This is a genomic window from Streptomyces sp. NPDC048255, assembly GCF_040652415.1.
Classification (GTDB): Bacteria; Actinomycetota; Actinomycetes; order Streptomycetales; family Streptomycetaceae; genus Streptomyces.
This window is the reverse complement of sequence record NZ_JBEZMA010000021.1, coordinates 53941-67951: the sequence shown is the minus strand read 5'-3', so window position 1 is coordinate 67951 and position 14011 is coordinate 53941. Positions and strand designations below refer to the sequence as shown.

Annotated in this window: 12 protein-coding genes; 11 read left to right on the top strand and 1 reads right to left on the bottom strand. The window is 72.3% G+C overall.

Annotation, left to right across the window (positions count from 1 at the left end; all coding sequences use genetic code 11):
* The first annotated feature begins 67 nt into the window (after positions 1 to 67).
* From AB0D94_RS18625 to AB0D94_RS18600, 6 genes are all read left to right on the top strand, one after another.
* Positions 68 to 1231, top strand: coding sequence for a peptidoglycan bridge formation glycyltransferase FemA/FemB family protein (locus AB0D94_RS18625; protein WP_362052616.1), 1164 nt, complete (start codon positions 68 to 70; stop codon positions 1229 to 1231).
* 173 nt (positions 1232 to 1404) lie between these two features.
* The gene (gene murJ, locus AB0D94_RS18620) at positions 1405 to 3015 is read left to right on the top strand and encodes a murein biosynthesis integral membrane protein MurJ (protein ID WP_362052739.1); all 1611 of its coding nucleotides are present in this window, start codon (positions 1405 to 1407) and stop codon (positions 3013 to 3015) included.
* A 39-nt stretch (positions 3016 to 3054) separates the two neighbouring features.
* A complete protein-coding gene (locus AB0D94_RS18615) occupies positions 3055 to 3738 on the top strand; it encodes a response regulator transcription factor (protein ID WP_362052614.1) in 684 nt (227 codons plus the stop codon).
* A 6-nt stretch (positions 3739 to 3744) separates the two neighbouring features.
* The gene (locus AB0D94_RS18610) at positions 3745 to 5190 is read left to right on the top strand and encodes a HAMP domain-containing sensor histidine kinase (RefSeq protein ID WP_362052612.1); all 1446 of its coding nucleotides are present in this window, start codon (positions 3745 to 3747) and stop codon (positions 5188 to 5190) included.
* Positions 5187 to 5723: a hypothetical protein gene (locus AB0D94_RS18605; protein WP_362052610.1), complete on the top strand. Its 537-nt coding sequence runs from the start codon at positions 5187 to 5189 to the stop codon at positions 5721 to 5723. The genes AB0D94_RS18610 and AB0D94_RS18605 overlap by 4 nt, the downstream gene beginning before the upstream one ends.
* A gap of 69 nt (positions 5724 to 5792) precedes the next feature.
* Positions 5793 to 7064, top strand: coding sequence for a cytochrome P450 (locus tag AB0D94_RS18600; protein ID WP_362052607.1), 1272 nt, complete (start codon positions 5793 to 5795; stop codon positions 7062 to 7064).
* Here the strand turns inward: AB0D94_RS18600 and AB0D94_RS18595 are convergent.
* Positions 7024 to 7749, bottom strand: a complete 726-nt coding sequence (locus tag AB0D94_RS18595; RefSeq protein WP_362052605.1) for a hypothetical protein — start codon at positions 7747 to 7749, stop codon at positions 7024 to 7026. The two genes, AB0D94_RS18600 and AB0D94_RS18595, sit on opposite strands and share 41 nt — an antisense overlap.
* 386 nt (positions 7750 to 8135) lie before the next feature.
* Here AB0D94_RS18595 and AB0D94_RS18590 point away from each other — a divergent pair, with 386 nt between their 5' ends.
* The 5 genes from AB0D94_RS18590 (at position 8136) to ggt (ending at position 13927) form a co-directional block, all read left to right on the top strand.
* Positions 8136 to 8285, top strand: coding sequence for a hypothetical protein (locus tag AB0D94_RS18590; protein ID WP_362052603.1), 150 nt, complete (start codon positions 8136 to 8138; stop codon positions 8283 to 8285).
* A gap of 71 nt (positions 8286 to 8356) precedes the next feature.
* Positions 8357 to 9826 carry a radical SAM protein gene (locus AB0D94_RS18585; protein ID WP_362052601.1) on the top strand — a complete coding sequence of 490 codons (1470 nt, stop codon included), beginning with the start codon at positions 8357 to 8359 and terminating at the stop codon, positions 9824 to 9826.
* On the top strand, positions 9819 to 10577 hold the full coding sequence (locus AB0D94_RS18580; RefSeq protein ID WP_362052599.1) for a hypothetical protein: 759 nt from the start codon (positions 9819 to 9821) through the stop codon (positions 10575 to 10577). The genes AB0D94_RS18585 and AB0D94_RS18580 overlap by 8 nt, the downstream gene beginning before the upstream one ends.
* Positions 10558 to 11826 (top strand): MFS transporter, encoded by a 1269-nt coding sequence (locus AB0D94_RS18575; RefSeq protein WP_362052597.1) that lies wholly within the window; start codon positions 10558 to 10560, stop codon positions 11824 to 11826. Before AB0D94_RS18580 ends, AB0D94_RS18575 begins: the two co-directional genes overlap by 20 nt.
* A 301-nt stretch (positions 11827 to 12127) precedes the next feature.
* On the top strand, positions 12128 to 13927 hold the full coding sequence (gene ggt, locus AB0D94_RS18570) for a gamma-glutamyltransferase (protein ID WP_362052595.1): 1800 nt from the start codon (positions 12128 to 12130) through the stop codon (positions 13925 to 13927).
* The last annotated feature ends 84 nt before the right edge of the window (positions 13928 to 14011 follow it).

Genomic DNA, 14011 nt, shown 5'->3' with positions numbered 1-14011 from the left:
GGTCACGGACGGCTGTGAGAGTCCTGTGCGTCTCCCCCCCCGCGCCGTACAGGAAGGCCGATCAGCCATGTGCGCACTGCTCGTGACCCCCGCCCGGCAGCACCATGACCAGGAGCTGACGGTGCGTTCCCTGTCCGTCCCCGAATACCAGGATTTCCTCGCCCGGCACGGCCGGGCGAGTTTTCTCCAGTACCCCTCCTGGGCCGGCGTAAAGGACCTTTGGCGCTCGGAAAGGGTCGGATGGCACTACCCCGGCGGTGAGATCGAGGGTGCCGGACTCGTGCTCTACCGCCAATTCCCCGGCACTCGCAAATACTTCGCCTACCTGCCCGAAGGCCCCGTCGCCGACTGGTCCGACCCGCGCATCGACCGCTGGCTCGACCCGCTCGTGCGCCACCTGCGCGCCTCCGGCGCCTTCGCCGTCCGCATCGGCCCCACCCCCGCCTACCGCCGCTGGGACGCGGCCACCGCCAAGTCCGCCGCCGGACCCGGCCGGCAGATCTCCGACGTGCTCGCCACCGAGGTCGACCCGGTCGGCGCCGCCCTCGCCGACCGGCTGCGCACCCGGGGCTGGAAGCGGTGCGGCGGCGAGAGCGACGGCGACGCCCAGCCCCGCCACGTCTTCCGCGTACCGCTGGCGGGCCGCTCCCTCGACGACCTGTGGTCCGGACTGAACCAGGAGTGGCGGCGCAACGTGCGCAAGGCCACCAAGGCCGGTGTGGAGACGGCGGTCGGCACCGCCGCCGACCTCCCCGAGTTCTACCGGCTGCTGCGGATCACCGAGGAGCGCGACGGATTCCGGCTCGGCCGCTCCCTCGCGTACTACGAGCAGCAGTACGCGGTCCTCAATGCCGAGGAGCCCGGCCGGATGCGGCTCTACCTGGGCGTCCACCAGGGCGAGATCCTCGCCGCGCACACGATGATCGTGGCCGGCAGCCGGGTCTGGTACCAGACCGGCGCCTCCGCCGACCACCGGCGCGAGGTGCGGCCCAGCAACGCGCTGCAGTGGCGCATGATGTGCGATGCCCATGCCCTCGGGGCGCAGGAGTACGACATGCGCGGGGTACCCTCCACCCTTGACCCCGGCGAACGTGCCTTCGGGCTGCTGCGCTGGAAGCTCGGCACCGGAGGACAGGTCGTCGAGACGCTCGGCGAGTGGGAGACCCCGATGGACGGATACGCCAACACGGCGCTCTACAAGGCCTTCCAGGCGTACCTGGCCCGCCGGTGAACCACGGCACCACGGCTACGGGTTCCCCCGCGGCCACGACGGCCACCGGGGCCGCGGCCACCACCGGCGCGGCGACGGACCCCGGGGCCTCGACGGCTTCCGCGGCCGGGTCCGGGGCCGGGTCCGGCCCGTCTCCTGCCACCGCCCCGTCCCCCGCCCCGGCGAAGACCTCGGTGCTGCGCAGCGGCGCCCTCATGGCGGCCGGTTCCGTGGTCTCCCGCGCCACCGGCTTCGTCCGCTCCGCCGTCGTCGTCGCCGCGCTGGGCACCGGACTGCTCGGCGACAGCTACGCCGTCGCCAACACCGTCCCGAACATCCTGTACATGCTGCTCATCGGCGGCGCGCTCAACGCCGTCTTCGTCCCCGAGCTGGTCCGCGCCGCCAAGGAGCACGCCGACGGCGGCTCCGCCTACACCGACCGGCTGCTGACCGCCTGCACCGTGGCGCTCCTCGCCCTCACCGCCGTCGCGGTCCTCGCCGCCCCGCTGATCGTCTCCGCCTACACCGACTACGAGGGCGCCCAGGCGAGCACCACCGTGGCCCTGGCCCGGTACTGCCTGCCGCAGATCCTCTTCTACGGGCTGTTCACCCTGCTCGGGCAAGTGCTCAACGCCCGCGGCCGGTTCGGCGCGATGATGTGGACCCCGGTCCTCAACAACTTCGTGATCATCGGTGTCTTCGGGCTCTTCCTCTACGTCTCCCACGACGGCCCGGCCGGTGCGGGCGGCCTGACCGCCGCCGACACCCGCCTCCTCGGCCTCGGCACCACCGCGGGCATCGTCCTCCAGGCCCTCGCGCTGATCCCCTCGCTGCGCGCCGCCCGCTTCCGCTGGCGCCCCCGCTTCGACTGGCGCGGCAGCGGCCTCGGCCGTCCCCTGCGCAACGCGGGCTGGCTGGTCATGCTCGTCTTCACCAACCAGATCGCCTACTGGGTCGTCACCCGGCTCTCCACGACCACCGGAGCGAACGCCGTCGAGGCCGGCCTCGCGGGCGGCGCCGGCTACACCGCCTACAGCAACGCCTACCAGCTGTGGATCGTCCCCCAGGGCATCATCACCGTCTCCCTCGTCACGGCCCTGATGCCCCGGATGAGTTCGGCCGCCTCCGACGGCGACCTCGCCACCGTGCGCCGGGAGGTCTCGTACGCGCTGCGCTCCAGCGCCGCCCTGGTCGTGCCCGCCGCCGCCGTCTTCGCCGCCCTCGCCCCCTGGGTGATCGGCAGCGTCTTCGAGTACGGCCGCACCGGCGCCGCCGACATCGAGGTCATGGCGGGCATGCTCGTCGCCTTCGCCCCCGGCCTGATCGCCTTCTCCGCGCAGTACGTGCTCTCGCGCGGCTTCTACGCCCTCTCCGACACCCGCACCCCCTTCTTCCTCAACCTCGTCATCGCCGGGCTGAACGCGGCCCTGTCCGCCGCCGCGTACTTCCTGCTCTCCCCGCGCTGGGCGGTCACCGGCATGGCCGCGGCCTCCTCCGTCGCCTTCACCGCGGGCGCCGCCGTGACCGCCTACGCCCTCGCCCGCAGGCTCGGTCCCCGCGCGGGCACCCGTACCGAACGCCGCACCACGGCGCTGCGCACCCACCTGCGGCTGCTGGCCGCCTGCCTGCCCGCGGCCGCCGCCGGGTACGCGGCCGCCCGCGCCGCCGACCCGTTCGGGAACTTCGCCGCGGCCGGGACGGGAACCGCCGCACTGGCACTCGTCGTCGTCCTCCTCGCCGGGCCACTGCGCCTGACGGAGATCACCGACCTGCTGGACTCCCTGCGGCGCAAGATCCGCCGTTAGCGGGAGGACAGGCCACCGGACACCCTGGATACTGACCCGATGCCACGCGTACTACTGATCGAGGACGACCCTTCCATCCGGGAGGGAGTGGCCCTCGGCCTGCGCCGCCGCGGCCACGACGTGAGGTCCGCCGACACCGGCGAGGAAGGCCTCGCCCTGATGGGGACCTTCCGGCCCGAACTCATCCTGCTCGACCTGATGCTGCCCGGGATCAACGGCGTGCAGGTCTGCCACCGCATCCGCGAGACCAGCGAGGTGCCGATCATCATGCTCACCGCGCGCGGCGACGACTTCGACATAGTCATAGGCCTGGAGGCCGGCGCCGACGACTACATCGTCAAACCCGCCCGCACCGAGGTCATCGAGGCCCGCATCAAGGCCGTACTGCGCCGGCTCATCGACCCGGCCGGCAACCGCCCCGGGGTCGAGTCCCACGGCGAACTGGCCATCGACCGCGCGGGGCTGACCGTCGCCAAGAACGGCGAGCGCGTCCCCCTCGCCCCCAGCGAGATCAAGCTCCTGCTGCACCTGTCGGCCTCGCCCGAGCAGGTCTTCTCCCGCCAGCAGCTCCTGGAGTACGTCTGGGACCACAGCTACCACGCCGACGCCCGGCTCGTGGACGCCTGCGTCCGCCGGCTGCGCCACAAGGTGGAGGACCCCGCGGGCAGCCCCCGCTACATCCAGACCGTGCGCGGCTTCGGCTACCGCTTCGGTCCGCTGTAGGCGCCCGTGCGACGCATAGCGCCCCTCGGCCTGCGCACCCGGCTGATCGCGGCCTTCCTGCTGGTCGCGGCGATCAGCGCGGTGACCACCGCCGCCTTCACCTACCAGCAGGCGCGCAACGCCATCCTCAAGCAGACCCAGGACACCGCCGTCAACACCCTGCGGGACCAGGTGGAGCAGCAGGAGATCCGCCTTCCCCTGACCCAGCAGGAGCTCCAGCGCGTCGTCATCGAGCTCGGCAAGCGCGGCAAACCCCACCCGTGGACCGTCTTCGGCGAGTACGGCAGCGTGCGCGTCTCCACCAACCCCGGCACGCCCACCTCCACCGTCATCACCGACAGCCTGCGCGAGCGGGTCCGCAGCAACCAGTACACCGCCTTCCAGCGCGTCGAGGACCAGCGCGGCAACCCGTGGCTCACGATCGGCGTCCCCGCCCTCTTCGAGCACAACGGCTACAGCGAAGCCACCGGGGCCGTCTTCTTCGCCAGCGTCCCGCTCGCCACCGAGAAGCAGACCGTCGAGGCCATGGTCGAAGCCGCCCAGCAGGGCGCCGTCCCCGGGCTGGCCATCGCCGTCGTCCCCGCCCTGCTCGCCGCCCGCAGCGTGCTGCGGCCGGTCCGCGACATGCGCCGGGCCGCCCAGCGGCTGGGCAGCGGCCGCCTCGACACCCGCATCGAGGTCCGGGGCTCCGACGAACTCGCCGGACTGGCCCGCACCTTCAACGAGACCGCCCGCGCCCTGGAGCAGTCGGTGAGCGAGCTCCGGGACGCGGAGGCCCGCGCCCGCCGCTTCGCCTCCGACGTCTCCCACGAACTGCGCACCCCCCTCGCCGGGATGCTCGCCGTGACCGAGGTCCTCGACGAGGACGCCGCGCACCTCGACGCCGATACCGCCAAGGCCCTGCGCCTGGTGAGCGCCGAGACCGGCAAACTCGCCGTCCTCGTCGAGGACCTGATGGAGATCTCCCGTTTCGACGCCCGGGCCGCCGAGCTCAACCTCGACGACGTGGACGTCGCCGAAGCCGTGCGCAAGACCCTCGAACGACGCCACTGGGACGACGAGCGCGTCGTCACCGAGCTGCCGTACGGGGTACGCGCCCGACTCGACCCGCGCCGCTTCGACGTGGTCCTCGCCAACCTCGTCGGCAACGCCCTGCGTCACGGCGGCGCCCCCGTACGGGTCACCGTACGGACCGCACCCGGCGAGGACGGCGAACGACTGCTGATCGACGTAGCCGACAGCGGGCCCGGGATCGCCCCGGAGGTGCTGCCGCACATCTTCGACCGCTTCTTCAAGGCCGACGCGGCCAGGACCCGCTCCGCCGGCAGCGGCCTCGGACTCGCCATCACCCTGGAGAACGTCCGCCTGCACGGCGGCACCCTCCGGGCGGGCAACGGGCCCTGCGGGGGAGCGCTCTTCACCCTCGACATGCCGCTGGAGGCCCGCGTATGACGGGGCGGAGGACGACGAGGACCCGGGCCGCGGCGGCCACGGCGGCGCTGGCGGGCTGCGCGCTTCTGCTCGCCGGATGCGGGATCAAACGCACCGGGGTGATCGAGAGCGGCCATGCCGCCACCGTCAAGGTCCCCGGCGGCAAGACCGCCGGCGTCCTCTACTTCGTCTCCAAGGAGGGCGACCGGCTCGTCCCGGTCCCCTTCGGGGTCAGCGCCGAATACACCATCGCGCCCTCGGCGCTCCTGGGGCTGCTGCTCAGCGGCCCCAACGGTCCGGCCCAGGAGGCCGGGCTCACCACGGCGCTGCCCCAGCTGCGGGCGGGGCAGGGGGAGCCGTCGGTGGGCGAGTACGAGCCGAACAAGGCGCTTACGGTCCGTGTGCCGCTGGCCGTGGGCAGCCTGTCGGAACTGGCCCGCAACCAGCTGGTGTGCACCGTGGGAGTCTCCGCCGTGCCGGATGTCGTCAACCCGGTCATCCTGCAGGGCACCGACACCGCCCTCCCGGCCGCGGATTGCGACACTCGGCCCTGACGTGTGTGTCGGGGCCCGCGGCCGGCCGCGCCCTTGCGGGCGGGGCCGCGCACCCGTCACCGTGGCCCTATGGATCACGCCGCGGACGTCCCGGACGTCTTCGACCCCCGCATCTACGCAGCCGGCATCCCCCACGAGCGCTACCGCGCGCTGCGCGACCGGCACCCGGTCGCCTGGCAGGCCGAGCCGGAGATCCAGGGCTGGCCCGCGGGCCCCGGCTTCTGGGCGGTCACCCGGCACGCCGACGTCGTACGGGTCCTGCGCGACCACCGGACGTACTCCTCCTGGCTGGGCGCCACCCAGATCCGCGACCCCGACCCCGCCGACCTGCCCTTCCTGCGCCGCACCATGCTCAACCAGGACCCCGGCAAGGCCTTCGGGGACCACGGCCGGCTGCGGCGGCTGGTCGCCCGCGCCTTCACCCCGGCCCGCGTGGACGCCTTCGCCGGGCGGGTACGGGAGCGGGCCCGCGCCCTGCTCGCCGCGGCGCGGGAGGAGGCCGAGGACGGCGCCGCCGACCTCGTGCGCACCGTCACCGACGAGTACGCCCTGCTGAACCTCACCGACCTGCTGGGCGTCCCCGCCGCCGACCGCGCCCTGTTGCTGGAGTGGACCGTACGGATCATCGGCTACCAGGATCCCGAGGACGCCCCCGAGCCCCGGCTCGGCCCGGACGGCACCCCCCTGAACCCGCGCTCGCCGGCCCTGCTCGGCGAGATGTTCGCGTACGCCCGCGAACTCGCCGCCCACAAGCTCGAACACCCAGGCGACGACGTGATGACGGCGCTCGCCCACGCCGGACTGGACCCGGCCGAACTGGAGATGTTCTTCTTCCTGCTCACCGTCGCGGGCAACGACACCGTGCGCAGCGCGGCCCCCGGTGGCCTGCTCGCCCTGGCCCGCGACCCGCGGGCCTACCGGCAACTCGCCGACAGCCGGGTCCCGGTGGACCGGGCCGTGGAGGAACTCCTGCGCTTCCACCCGCCGGTGCTCAGCTTCCGCCGCACGGCGGCCGTGGACACCGAGCTGGCCGGACAGCGGATCGCGGCCGGGGACAAGGTGGTGGTGTTCCACGCCTCCGCCAACCACGACGAGCGCGTCTTCACCGACCCCGGACGCCTCGACCTCGGCCGGACCCCCAATCCGCACGTCTCCTTCGGGGACGGCCCGCACGTCTGCCTGGGCGCCCACTTCGCCCGGCTCCAGCTGCGCACCCTCTACGAGGAGTGGCCCGGCCTGCTGCCCGCGCCCGAACTGGCGGGCCCACCGCGCCGGCTGGTCTCGAACTTCATCAACGGGATCACGCGGCTGCCTCTACGGGTGTCCGGGCGGCCGCGCTGACGTCCGCGACCAGCTCGGTCACGTCCGGCCCGTAGGCGTCGGAGTTGATGACCTTCAGCACGAGGCAGAAGGAGTCCCCGCCGTACTTGCGGGCCAGCCGCCGGTGGTGCCGGGCCAGGTAACGGGCCGCGGCCTGGTTGCTGTTGGCGGTCTGCCCCGAGAGCAGGAACACCGGCCGGGTGCCCCGGCCGGTGGTCAGCCGCGCCAGCAGCACGTACTCGACCGAGCCCGCCTCCCAGCGGTACGTCTCGCTGCCGACGCAGATCGCACCGCGGTCGGGGCCGCGCTCGCTGCTGGTGTCGACCCGTACCCCCGGCAGCATCGAGGAGAGGTGCGCCGTCGTACGGGCGTTGGAGACCGGCCCGCCGACGCAGAACTCCGCCCGCTCCCCGAAGCCCTGGCGGGTTCCGTCGTGGGTGACGATCTGCACGTTCGCCCCGCAGTCCTTGATCAGGGCGGATATCTCCAGCAGGGCGAAGGCGTCGTTGCGGTGCAGCGAGGACTCGGTGCCGCCCATCTGACGGTTGACCACGAACAGGCAGTCGGACCCGGTCGGCAGACCGAGGAAGGCCTGCTTGCGGCGGAGAGCGCGCTGCCAGAGATAGGTGCGGGCGAACCAGCCGAACCCACCGCTCAGCGCGGTCGCCATCACTCCGAGCACGATGTTGCGCACGTCGTCGTTCATGCGCCGGATGCTAGGGCATCCGGCGAGCGGTGCAGAGACCGGCTTCCTTCGGCCTGAGTGGCCGGAAGTCATTGGAGCAATCGATGAATCGCGCTGGGGGCGGGCTGGAGTTGACGGTTGGCCGGATCTCTCCTGTTCTCTCGGGCGGCATGCGGTGAGATGTCGGAATATCTGGCGCGGAACCGGACCTGCGGAATGGCGAATTCCCTGATTGACGGTCGCAGATCGGGCCGTGGGGGGAATGTGAAAGACCTGTTAATTCAGTCGAGTTGGATAAAAAAGACGGTGACTCCGAAGGATCTTGTGGACTAACCTCCGTTCGGTCGTGGGGGCTCGAACTAGTCCTGCGGCATATTGCTATGGCATCACCACAACTAGGAGGCGTCATGTCCACCAGCGTCATCGACCAGTCCGTGGAGCTCGAGACCGAGGTCGTCGCCGAGCTGCCCGAGATCACCGGCAGCCAGCTCGTCTTCGACTACGGCGTTCAGTCCGCGCCGACCGTGTGCCCGTCCGCGGGTGCCCGCGCCGTCTGAGCCGATAGCTCCTGATCGACCGTGAGGGGTCCGTTCGCGGGCCCCTCACCGCACTTGGAGGACATTGCCCCATGGGATCGATATCGGCCGGAACGCCTCTCCCGCTGACCCCGGTGTCCCGGGAATCGAAGTGGCGCCCGTTCAGCAACCCGAAGAACATCGTGCGCATCGAGAGCCGGCCCGAGGGCGCGGCCGTGTTCGTCGTCGACCCCTGGACCCAGCGATGGGCCATTCTCGGCAAGGGCAGCGAGACCGTCCTCGCGCTCGCCGACGGGACCCGTTCCAGGGAGGAGATCGTGACGGCCGCCGTCGCCGTGGCGCAGAACGACCACCTGCGCGACCCGCGCGTGGTGGACTCCCTGCTCGACGAACTGCGTGCCGCAGGCCTGGTGTTCGTCTCCCAGGCCCACCACCGCAGTCAGGGCCTCCCGGTCGTCCTGGAGACGGAGCCCCAGGGCCTGCACCTGGAGATCACCAACGCCTGCAACCTCAGCTGCGTGCACTGCTACGTGTCCTCCGGCGAGAAGCTCCCCAACGAGCTCAGCGACGAGGAACTGCGGGCCGTAGTGGACCAGTTGCCCCCCTTCTCCAACAAGCTCATCGCCATCACCGGCGGCGAGGCCGCGGTCCGGCGCAATGCCCTCGACCTGGTCGAGTACTGCGCCGTGGAACGCGGCCACAACGTGGACCTGTACACCAACGCGTACAAGTTCCCCAAGAAGTTCGCCGAGCGCGTTGTCGAGATCAACGCCATCGGCGCGGCCCGGGTCAACCTCCAGGTCAGCCTCGAAGGCGCGACGCCCGAGACCAACGACCCGATCCGCGGCAAGGGCGTCTTCGAGCAGGTCCTGAAGTCCCTGCAGATGTTCAAGGACCTCGGCCTGCACCGGCGTACCCAGCTGTTCATCTGCATCACCAAGAACAACATCCACGAGCTGGACGCGATGATCGCCCTCGCCGAGCGGTTCGACCTCGCCAAGCTGGTCTTCTCCCAGTGGGAGGCGCAGGGCAACGCGGCCGACACCCCCTGGGAGTCCATCGCGCCCAGCCTGGAGGAGTGGACCGCCGCCGGCGAGAAGCTCCTCGCCTACGAGAACCCGCGCCTCGAGCTGCGCGGCAACTTCTTCGGCGACCTCAACAACGCCCGGGACGGCCGTTACACCCTGGAGCGCAGCCTCTTCCCGAAGCAGCTCTTCGCGTACAACGCCTTCCCGCGGATCTCCCCGGACGGCCTGATCTTCGCCGACCAGCTCTGGGTCGACGAGGAGTGGTCCCTGGGCAACGTCCGGGACATGTCGCTGGCCGAGGCATTCCGGAGCGAGAAATTCCACCAGCACATCAAGGAATTCCGCGCCCGCGCCGAAATCGTCGACGAATGCCGTTCCTGCGAGTGGGTCGAGCTGTGCGGCGGCGGCCACCCCGGCCACACCCTTTCGGAATACGGCGACATGAACCACAAGGACGCCTTCTGCGACGCGCGGAAGTACTGGTTCGAGCGCTTCGTCGACACGCATGTCGAGAGGGTCCTGAACCATGCCTGACGTCCTGCCCGGGGACGTACCGGAATGGGGCAGCACCTTCAAGGCCATCGCCGACGGCTGGCTCTTCTCCGACGTGGACGGCCCGCTGCCGCCCGTGGCGATCCTCCCGCTGGAGAACCCGGACCTCTACGACCGCGCCGACTGGGAGAAGCGGGTGGAGATCGAGCGGCACCACCGCTCGGTCTCCATCGCCCGCCACGGCGGCCGGCGGATCGCCATCCTCACCGCCAAACTGGGCGCTCCCGCCGCCGCGATGGCCGTTCAGGCCGCGGCGGCGCGCGGCGTGCGCACCCTGATCGGCCTCGGCTACTGCGGAGCCATCGAGGACGGTCTCGGCTGCGGCGACCTGCTCGTCCCCACCGGCGCGGTGGCCGCCGAGGGGACCAGCATCGCCCACACCCGCGAGCGGTACCCGGCCGTCGCCGACCACCGCCTGGTCCGGGCCCTGCACGACAGCGCCCCCGGCACCCTCCACGACGGCCTGGTGTACTCCCTGGACGCCGTGTTCACCCAGGACTCGGGGCTCATCGAGCGATGTCGCCGGCTCCGGGTGTCCGGCATCGACATGGAGACCTCGGCGGTCCTCACCGTCGCCCGGCTGTCCGGGGTGCGCGCGGCCACCGTCCTGGTCGCCAGCGACCACCCCGGTCTGGGCCTGCACACCGACGGCACGCTGCTCGGTGCGGGCATGGACCGGGCCATGGGCCTGGCGCTGGAGGCGGTGACCGGCCGTGCTGCGGAACTGGACTGAACTGGACCGGCCGGCCCGCCGGTTCATCGCCGCCTCCGCCGTCTCCTTCGTGGGCGACGGCATGCGCTACGCCGCCCTGCCCCTGCTGGCCGTCCAGCACGGGGCGGGGCCCACCGGCCTCGGCATCCTGCTCGGCTTCGCCACCCTGCCCTTCCTGGTCCTCGGCATCTTCGGCGGAGTGCTCGCCGACCGGATGCGCCGCCGCAGCCTGCTCATCGCCTGCGACGGCCTGCGGCTCCTCGTCATGGGCGGCTTCGTCCTCGCCCTGCTGGGCGACTGGCTCTCGCTGCCCCTGATGTACGCGGTGGCCTTCCTGATGGGCCTGCTCGAATCGGTCGCCACCTCGGCCACGTTCGCCCTCCTGCCCTCCCTGGTGGCGGAGAAGGACCTGGAGCGTGCCAACGGCATGTCCTCCACCGCGCTGCTGCTGGGCCGCCAGTTCATCGGTCCGCTGATCGGCGCCGCACTGCTGACCACCGGCCAGACCCTGCCCTTCGCACTGGACGCCGTCACCTTCCTGCTGTCCATGGCGCTGCTGGCCGCCATCCCGCGCGGCCTCGAGAAGGAACCGGCGCGCAGCCCGGCCGGCAACGGCCCCCGTTCGGTGTTCGCCGACGTGCGGGCCAGTGCCCGCTGGATGCGGGTGACCCCGCACGTCCTGGTTATCGCCGGGGCCGCGGCCGTCATCAACCTCTTCAACAGCGGCGCGATCGCCGTCGAGCCGTACTTCGCCGAGAAGATCCTGGGCGGCGACTCCTTCGTGTACGCGCTGATGATGGCCAGCTCCGCGCTCGGCGGAGTGCTCGGAGCCCAGGCCGCGGCGCCGCTCGCCGCCCGCTTCAGCAGCCCCGGCCTGGTCTGTCTCGCCCTGGTCTGCCTCGGGGCCGGCTTCCTCGTCGTCGCGGCCTCCGGGAACCAGCTGCTCGCGTACGCGGGGCTTGCCCTCACCGGAGTCGGCTTCTCGTTCTGGGGCGTGGCCACCACCTCCTGGCGCCAGCGGCTGACCCCGGACGAACTGCGCGGCCGCGCCGACGCGCTGCACCGGATGATCTCCTGGGGCGTCAACCCCATCGGCAGCGTCCTCGGCGGCGCACTGGCCGCCCGCTACGACAGCCGGCTGCCGTTCCTCCTCGTCGGCTGCGCGACCCTGCTGCTGCTCCCGCTGTTCCTGTGGCGCAAGGAGAACCGGCCCGGCGAAGCGGCCCCGGCCGACGGCTCACCCGAGACGGCCCCGGCCCCGGCCGGCTAGTGCTGTGACCGGAAAGGTTCACCGGGTCGCGCCGCCCGGCACGGCACCTCGCCGCGTTGTCGGACCGCGCCGGTACGTCCAGTACGAGCCGCGGCCCTCCGCCTTGCGATGCACCGCACCGGACGACGCGACCCGGCAAACCTTTCCGGCCACAGCCCTAGCGGGGACAGGGGCGAAGGGCCCGGCCGGCGCGGCCCGCCCGGCGCGGCCCTCGGCCCGATGCCGACGGCCGTGTCCGGTCTCCTGACGGGACGGCAGGGCGGCCGCTAGGCTCGGCGGACGTTGCCGACTGGAGGTCCGGATGCACCGTCCCGCCGCCCGAACGTTACCGCTGCTCGCCCTCGTCGGGGCGCTCGTTTCCACCGGCGCCGCCGCCCCGCCGTCATCCGCGACCACCCCCGCGAAGGTCCCCGTGGCGGCCGGCTACGGCGGGGCCGTCGCCAGCGTCGACGCCGACGCCTCCGCCGCCGGAATCGCCGTCCTGCGTTCCGGCGGCAACGCCGTGGACGCGGCGATCGCGACCGCCGCCGTACTCGGGGTCACCGAACCGTACTCGGCGGGCATCGGGGGCGGCGGCTACTTCGTCCACTACGACGCCCGCTCCCGCCAGGTGCGGACCATCGACGGCCGGGAGACCGCCCCGGCGACGGCCACCGCCGACCTCTTCCAGGAGAACGGCGTCCCCATCCCCTTCGCCGAGGGCCAGACCAGCGGCCGCGGCGTCGGCGTCCCGGGCACCCCGGCCACCTGGAAGAGCGCCCTCGACTCCTGGGGCACCCGCCCGCTGCGCCAACTGCTCGAGCCCGCCGAGAAACTGGCCCGCGAGGGCTTCACCGTGGACGCCACCTTCCGGGCCCAGACGGCGGCCAACGAGGAGCGGTTCAGGGACTTCCCGGCCACCTCGAAGCTGTTCCTGCCGGGCGGCGCCCTGCCCGTGGTCGGCTCCACCTTCAAGAACCCCGACCTCGCCGCGACCTACGCGGAACTCGGCCGCAAGGGGACCGGTGCCCTCTACCGGGGCCCGATCGCCGAGGACATCGTCCAGGCCGTCCGCAAACCCCCGGTCGACCCCGCCGCCACCCGCAAGGTCCGCTCCGGCGACCTGACCACCGGCGACCTGCGCGCCTACGCGACCAAACGGCAGGCCCCGACCCGGATGAGCTACCGGGGCCTGGACGTCTACAGCATGGCGCCCTCCTCCTCCGGCGGCACCACCGTCGGCGAGGCGCTCAACATCCTGGAGCGGACCGACCTCGGCCCCCTCTCCGAGGCGCAATACCTGCACCGCTTCATCGAGGCCTCGCGGATCTCCTTCGCCGACCGGGGCCGCTGGGTCGGCGACCCGGCCGCCGAGGACGTGCCTACCCGGGAGCTGCTCTCCCAGCGGTTCGCCGACTCCCGCGCCTGCCTGATCAGCCCGGACCGGGCGCTGACCAGCCCGCTGGCCCCCGGCGACCCGCGGAACCCGGTGCCGTGCGCCACGACCGGGCAGGCCGCGCCGACCACCTACGAGGGCGAGAACACCACGCACCTGACGGTCGCCGACCGGTGGGGCAACGTGGTCTCCTACACCCTGACCATCGAGTCCACGGGCGGCAGCGCGATCACCGTGCCGGGCCGGGGCTTCCTGCTCAACAACGAACTGACCGACTTCTCCTTCGCGCCGGCCGCCCCCGGTGTCCCGGACCCGAACCTGCCCGGCCCCGGCAAGCGGCCGCGCTCGTCCATGTCCCCGACCATCGTGCTGGAGCACGGGAAGCCGGTCCTGGCAGTGGGTTCCCCGGGCGGAGCCACCATCATCACCACCGTCCTGCAGACCCTGACCGGCCACCTGGACCGGGGCCTTCCGCTGGTCGACGCGATCGCCGCGCCCCGGGCCAGCCAGCGCAACCAGACCACCACCGAACTGGAGCCGGGGCTGTGGGACAGCCCGGTGCGCGCCGAACTGGAGGCCATCGGCCACGGCTTCCGGCAGAACCCGGAGATCGGCGCGGCCACCGGAGTCCAGCGGCTGCCGGACGGGCGCTGGCTGGCGGCGGCCGAGAAGACCCGGCGGGGCGGCGGCGCGGCGATGGTCGTCCACCCGCGCGGGAACCCGTAGACCGTGTCGCAAAGCACCGCCTGCCCGGTCAGAGGGCGGTGAGGATCCTGGGGCCGCCTAGGGTTGTCAAGCGAACCCCAGGTA

Coding starts and splice junctions, on each gene's coding strand:
- AB0D94_RS18625 (WP_362052616.1), top strand. CDS start 68: ATGTGCGCACTGCTCGTGACCCCCGCCCGGCAGCACCATGACCAGGAG.
- AB0D94_RS18615 (WP_362052614.1), top strand. CDS start 3,055: ATGCCACGCGTACTACTGATCGAGGACGACCCTTCCATCCGGGAGGGA.
- AB0D94_RS18605 (WP_362052610.1), top strand. CDS start 5,187: ATGACGGGGCGGAGGACGACGAGGACCCGGGCCGCGGCGGCCACGGCG.
- AB0D94_RS18600 (WP_362052607.1), top strand. CDS start 5,793: ATGGATCACGCCGCGGACGTCCCGGACGTCTTCGACCCCCGCATCTAC.
- AB0D94_RS18595 (WP_362052605.1), bottom strand. CDS start 7,749: ATGAACGACGACGTGCGCAACATCGTGCTCGGAGTGATGGCGACCGCG.
- AB0D94_RS18590 (WP_362052603.1), top strand. CDS start 8,136: ATGTCCACCAGCGTCATCGACCAGTCCGTGGAGCTCGAGACCGAGGTC.
- AB0D94_RS18585 (WP_362052601.1), top strand. CDS start 8,357: ATGGGATCGATATCGGCCGGAACGCCTCTCCCGCTGACCCCGGTGTCC.
- AB0D94_RS18580 (WP_362052599.1), top strand. CDS start 9,819: ATGCCTGACGTCCTGCCCGGGGACGTACCGGAATGGGGCAGCACCTTC.
- ggt (WP_362052595.1), top strand. CDS start 12,128: ATGCACCGTCCCGCCGCCCGAACGTTACCGCTGCTCGCCCTCGTCGGG.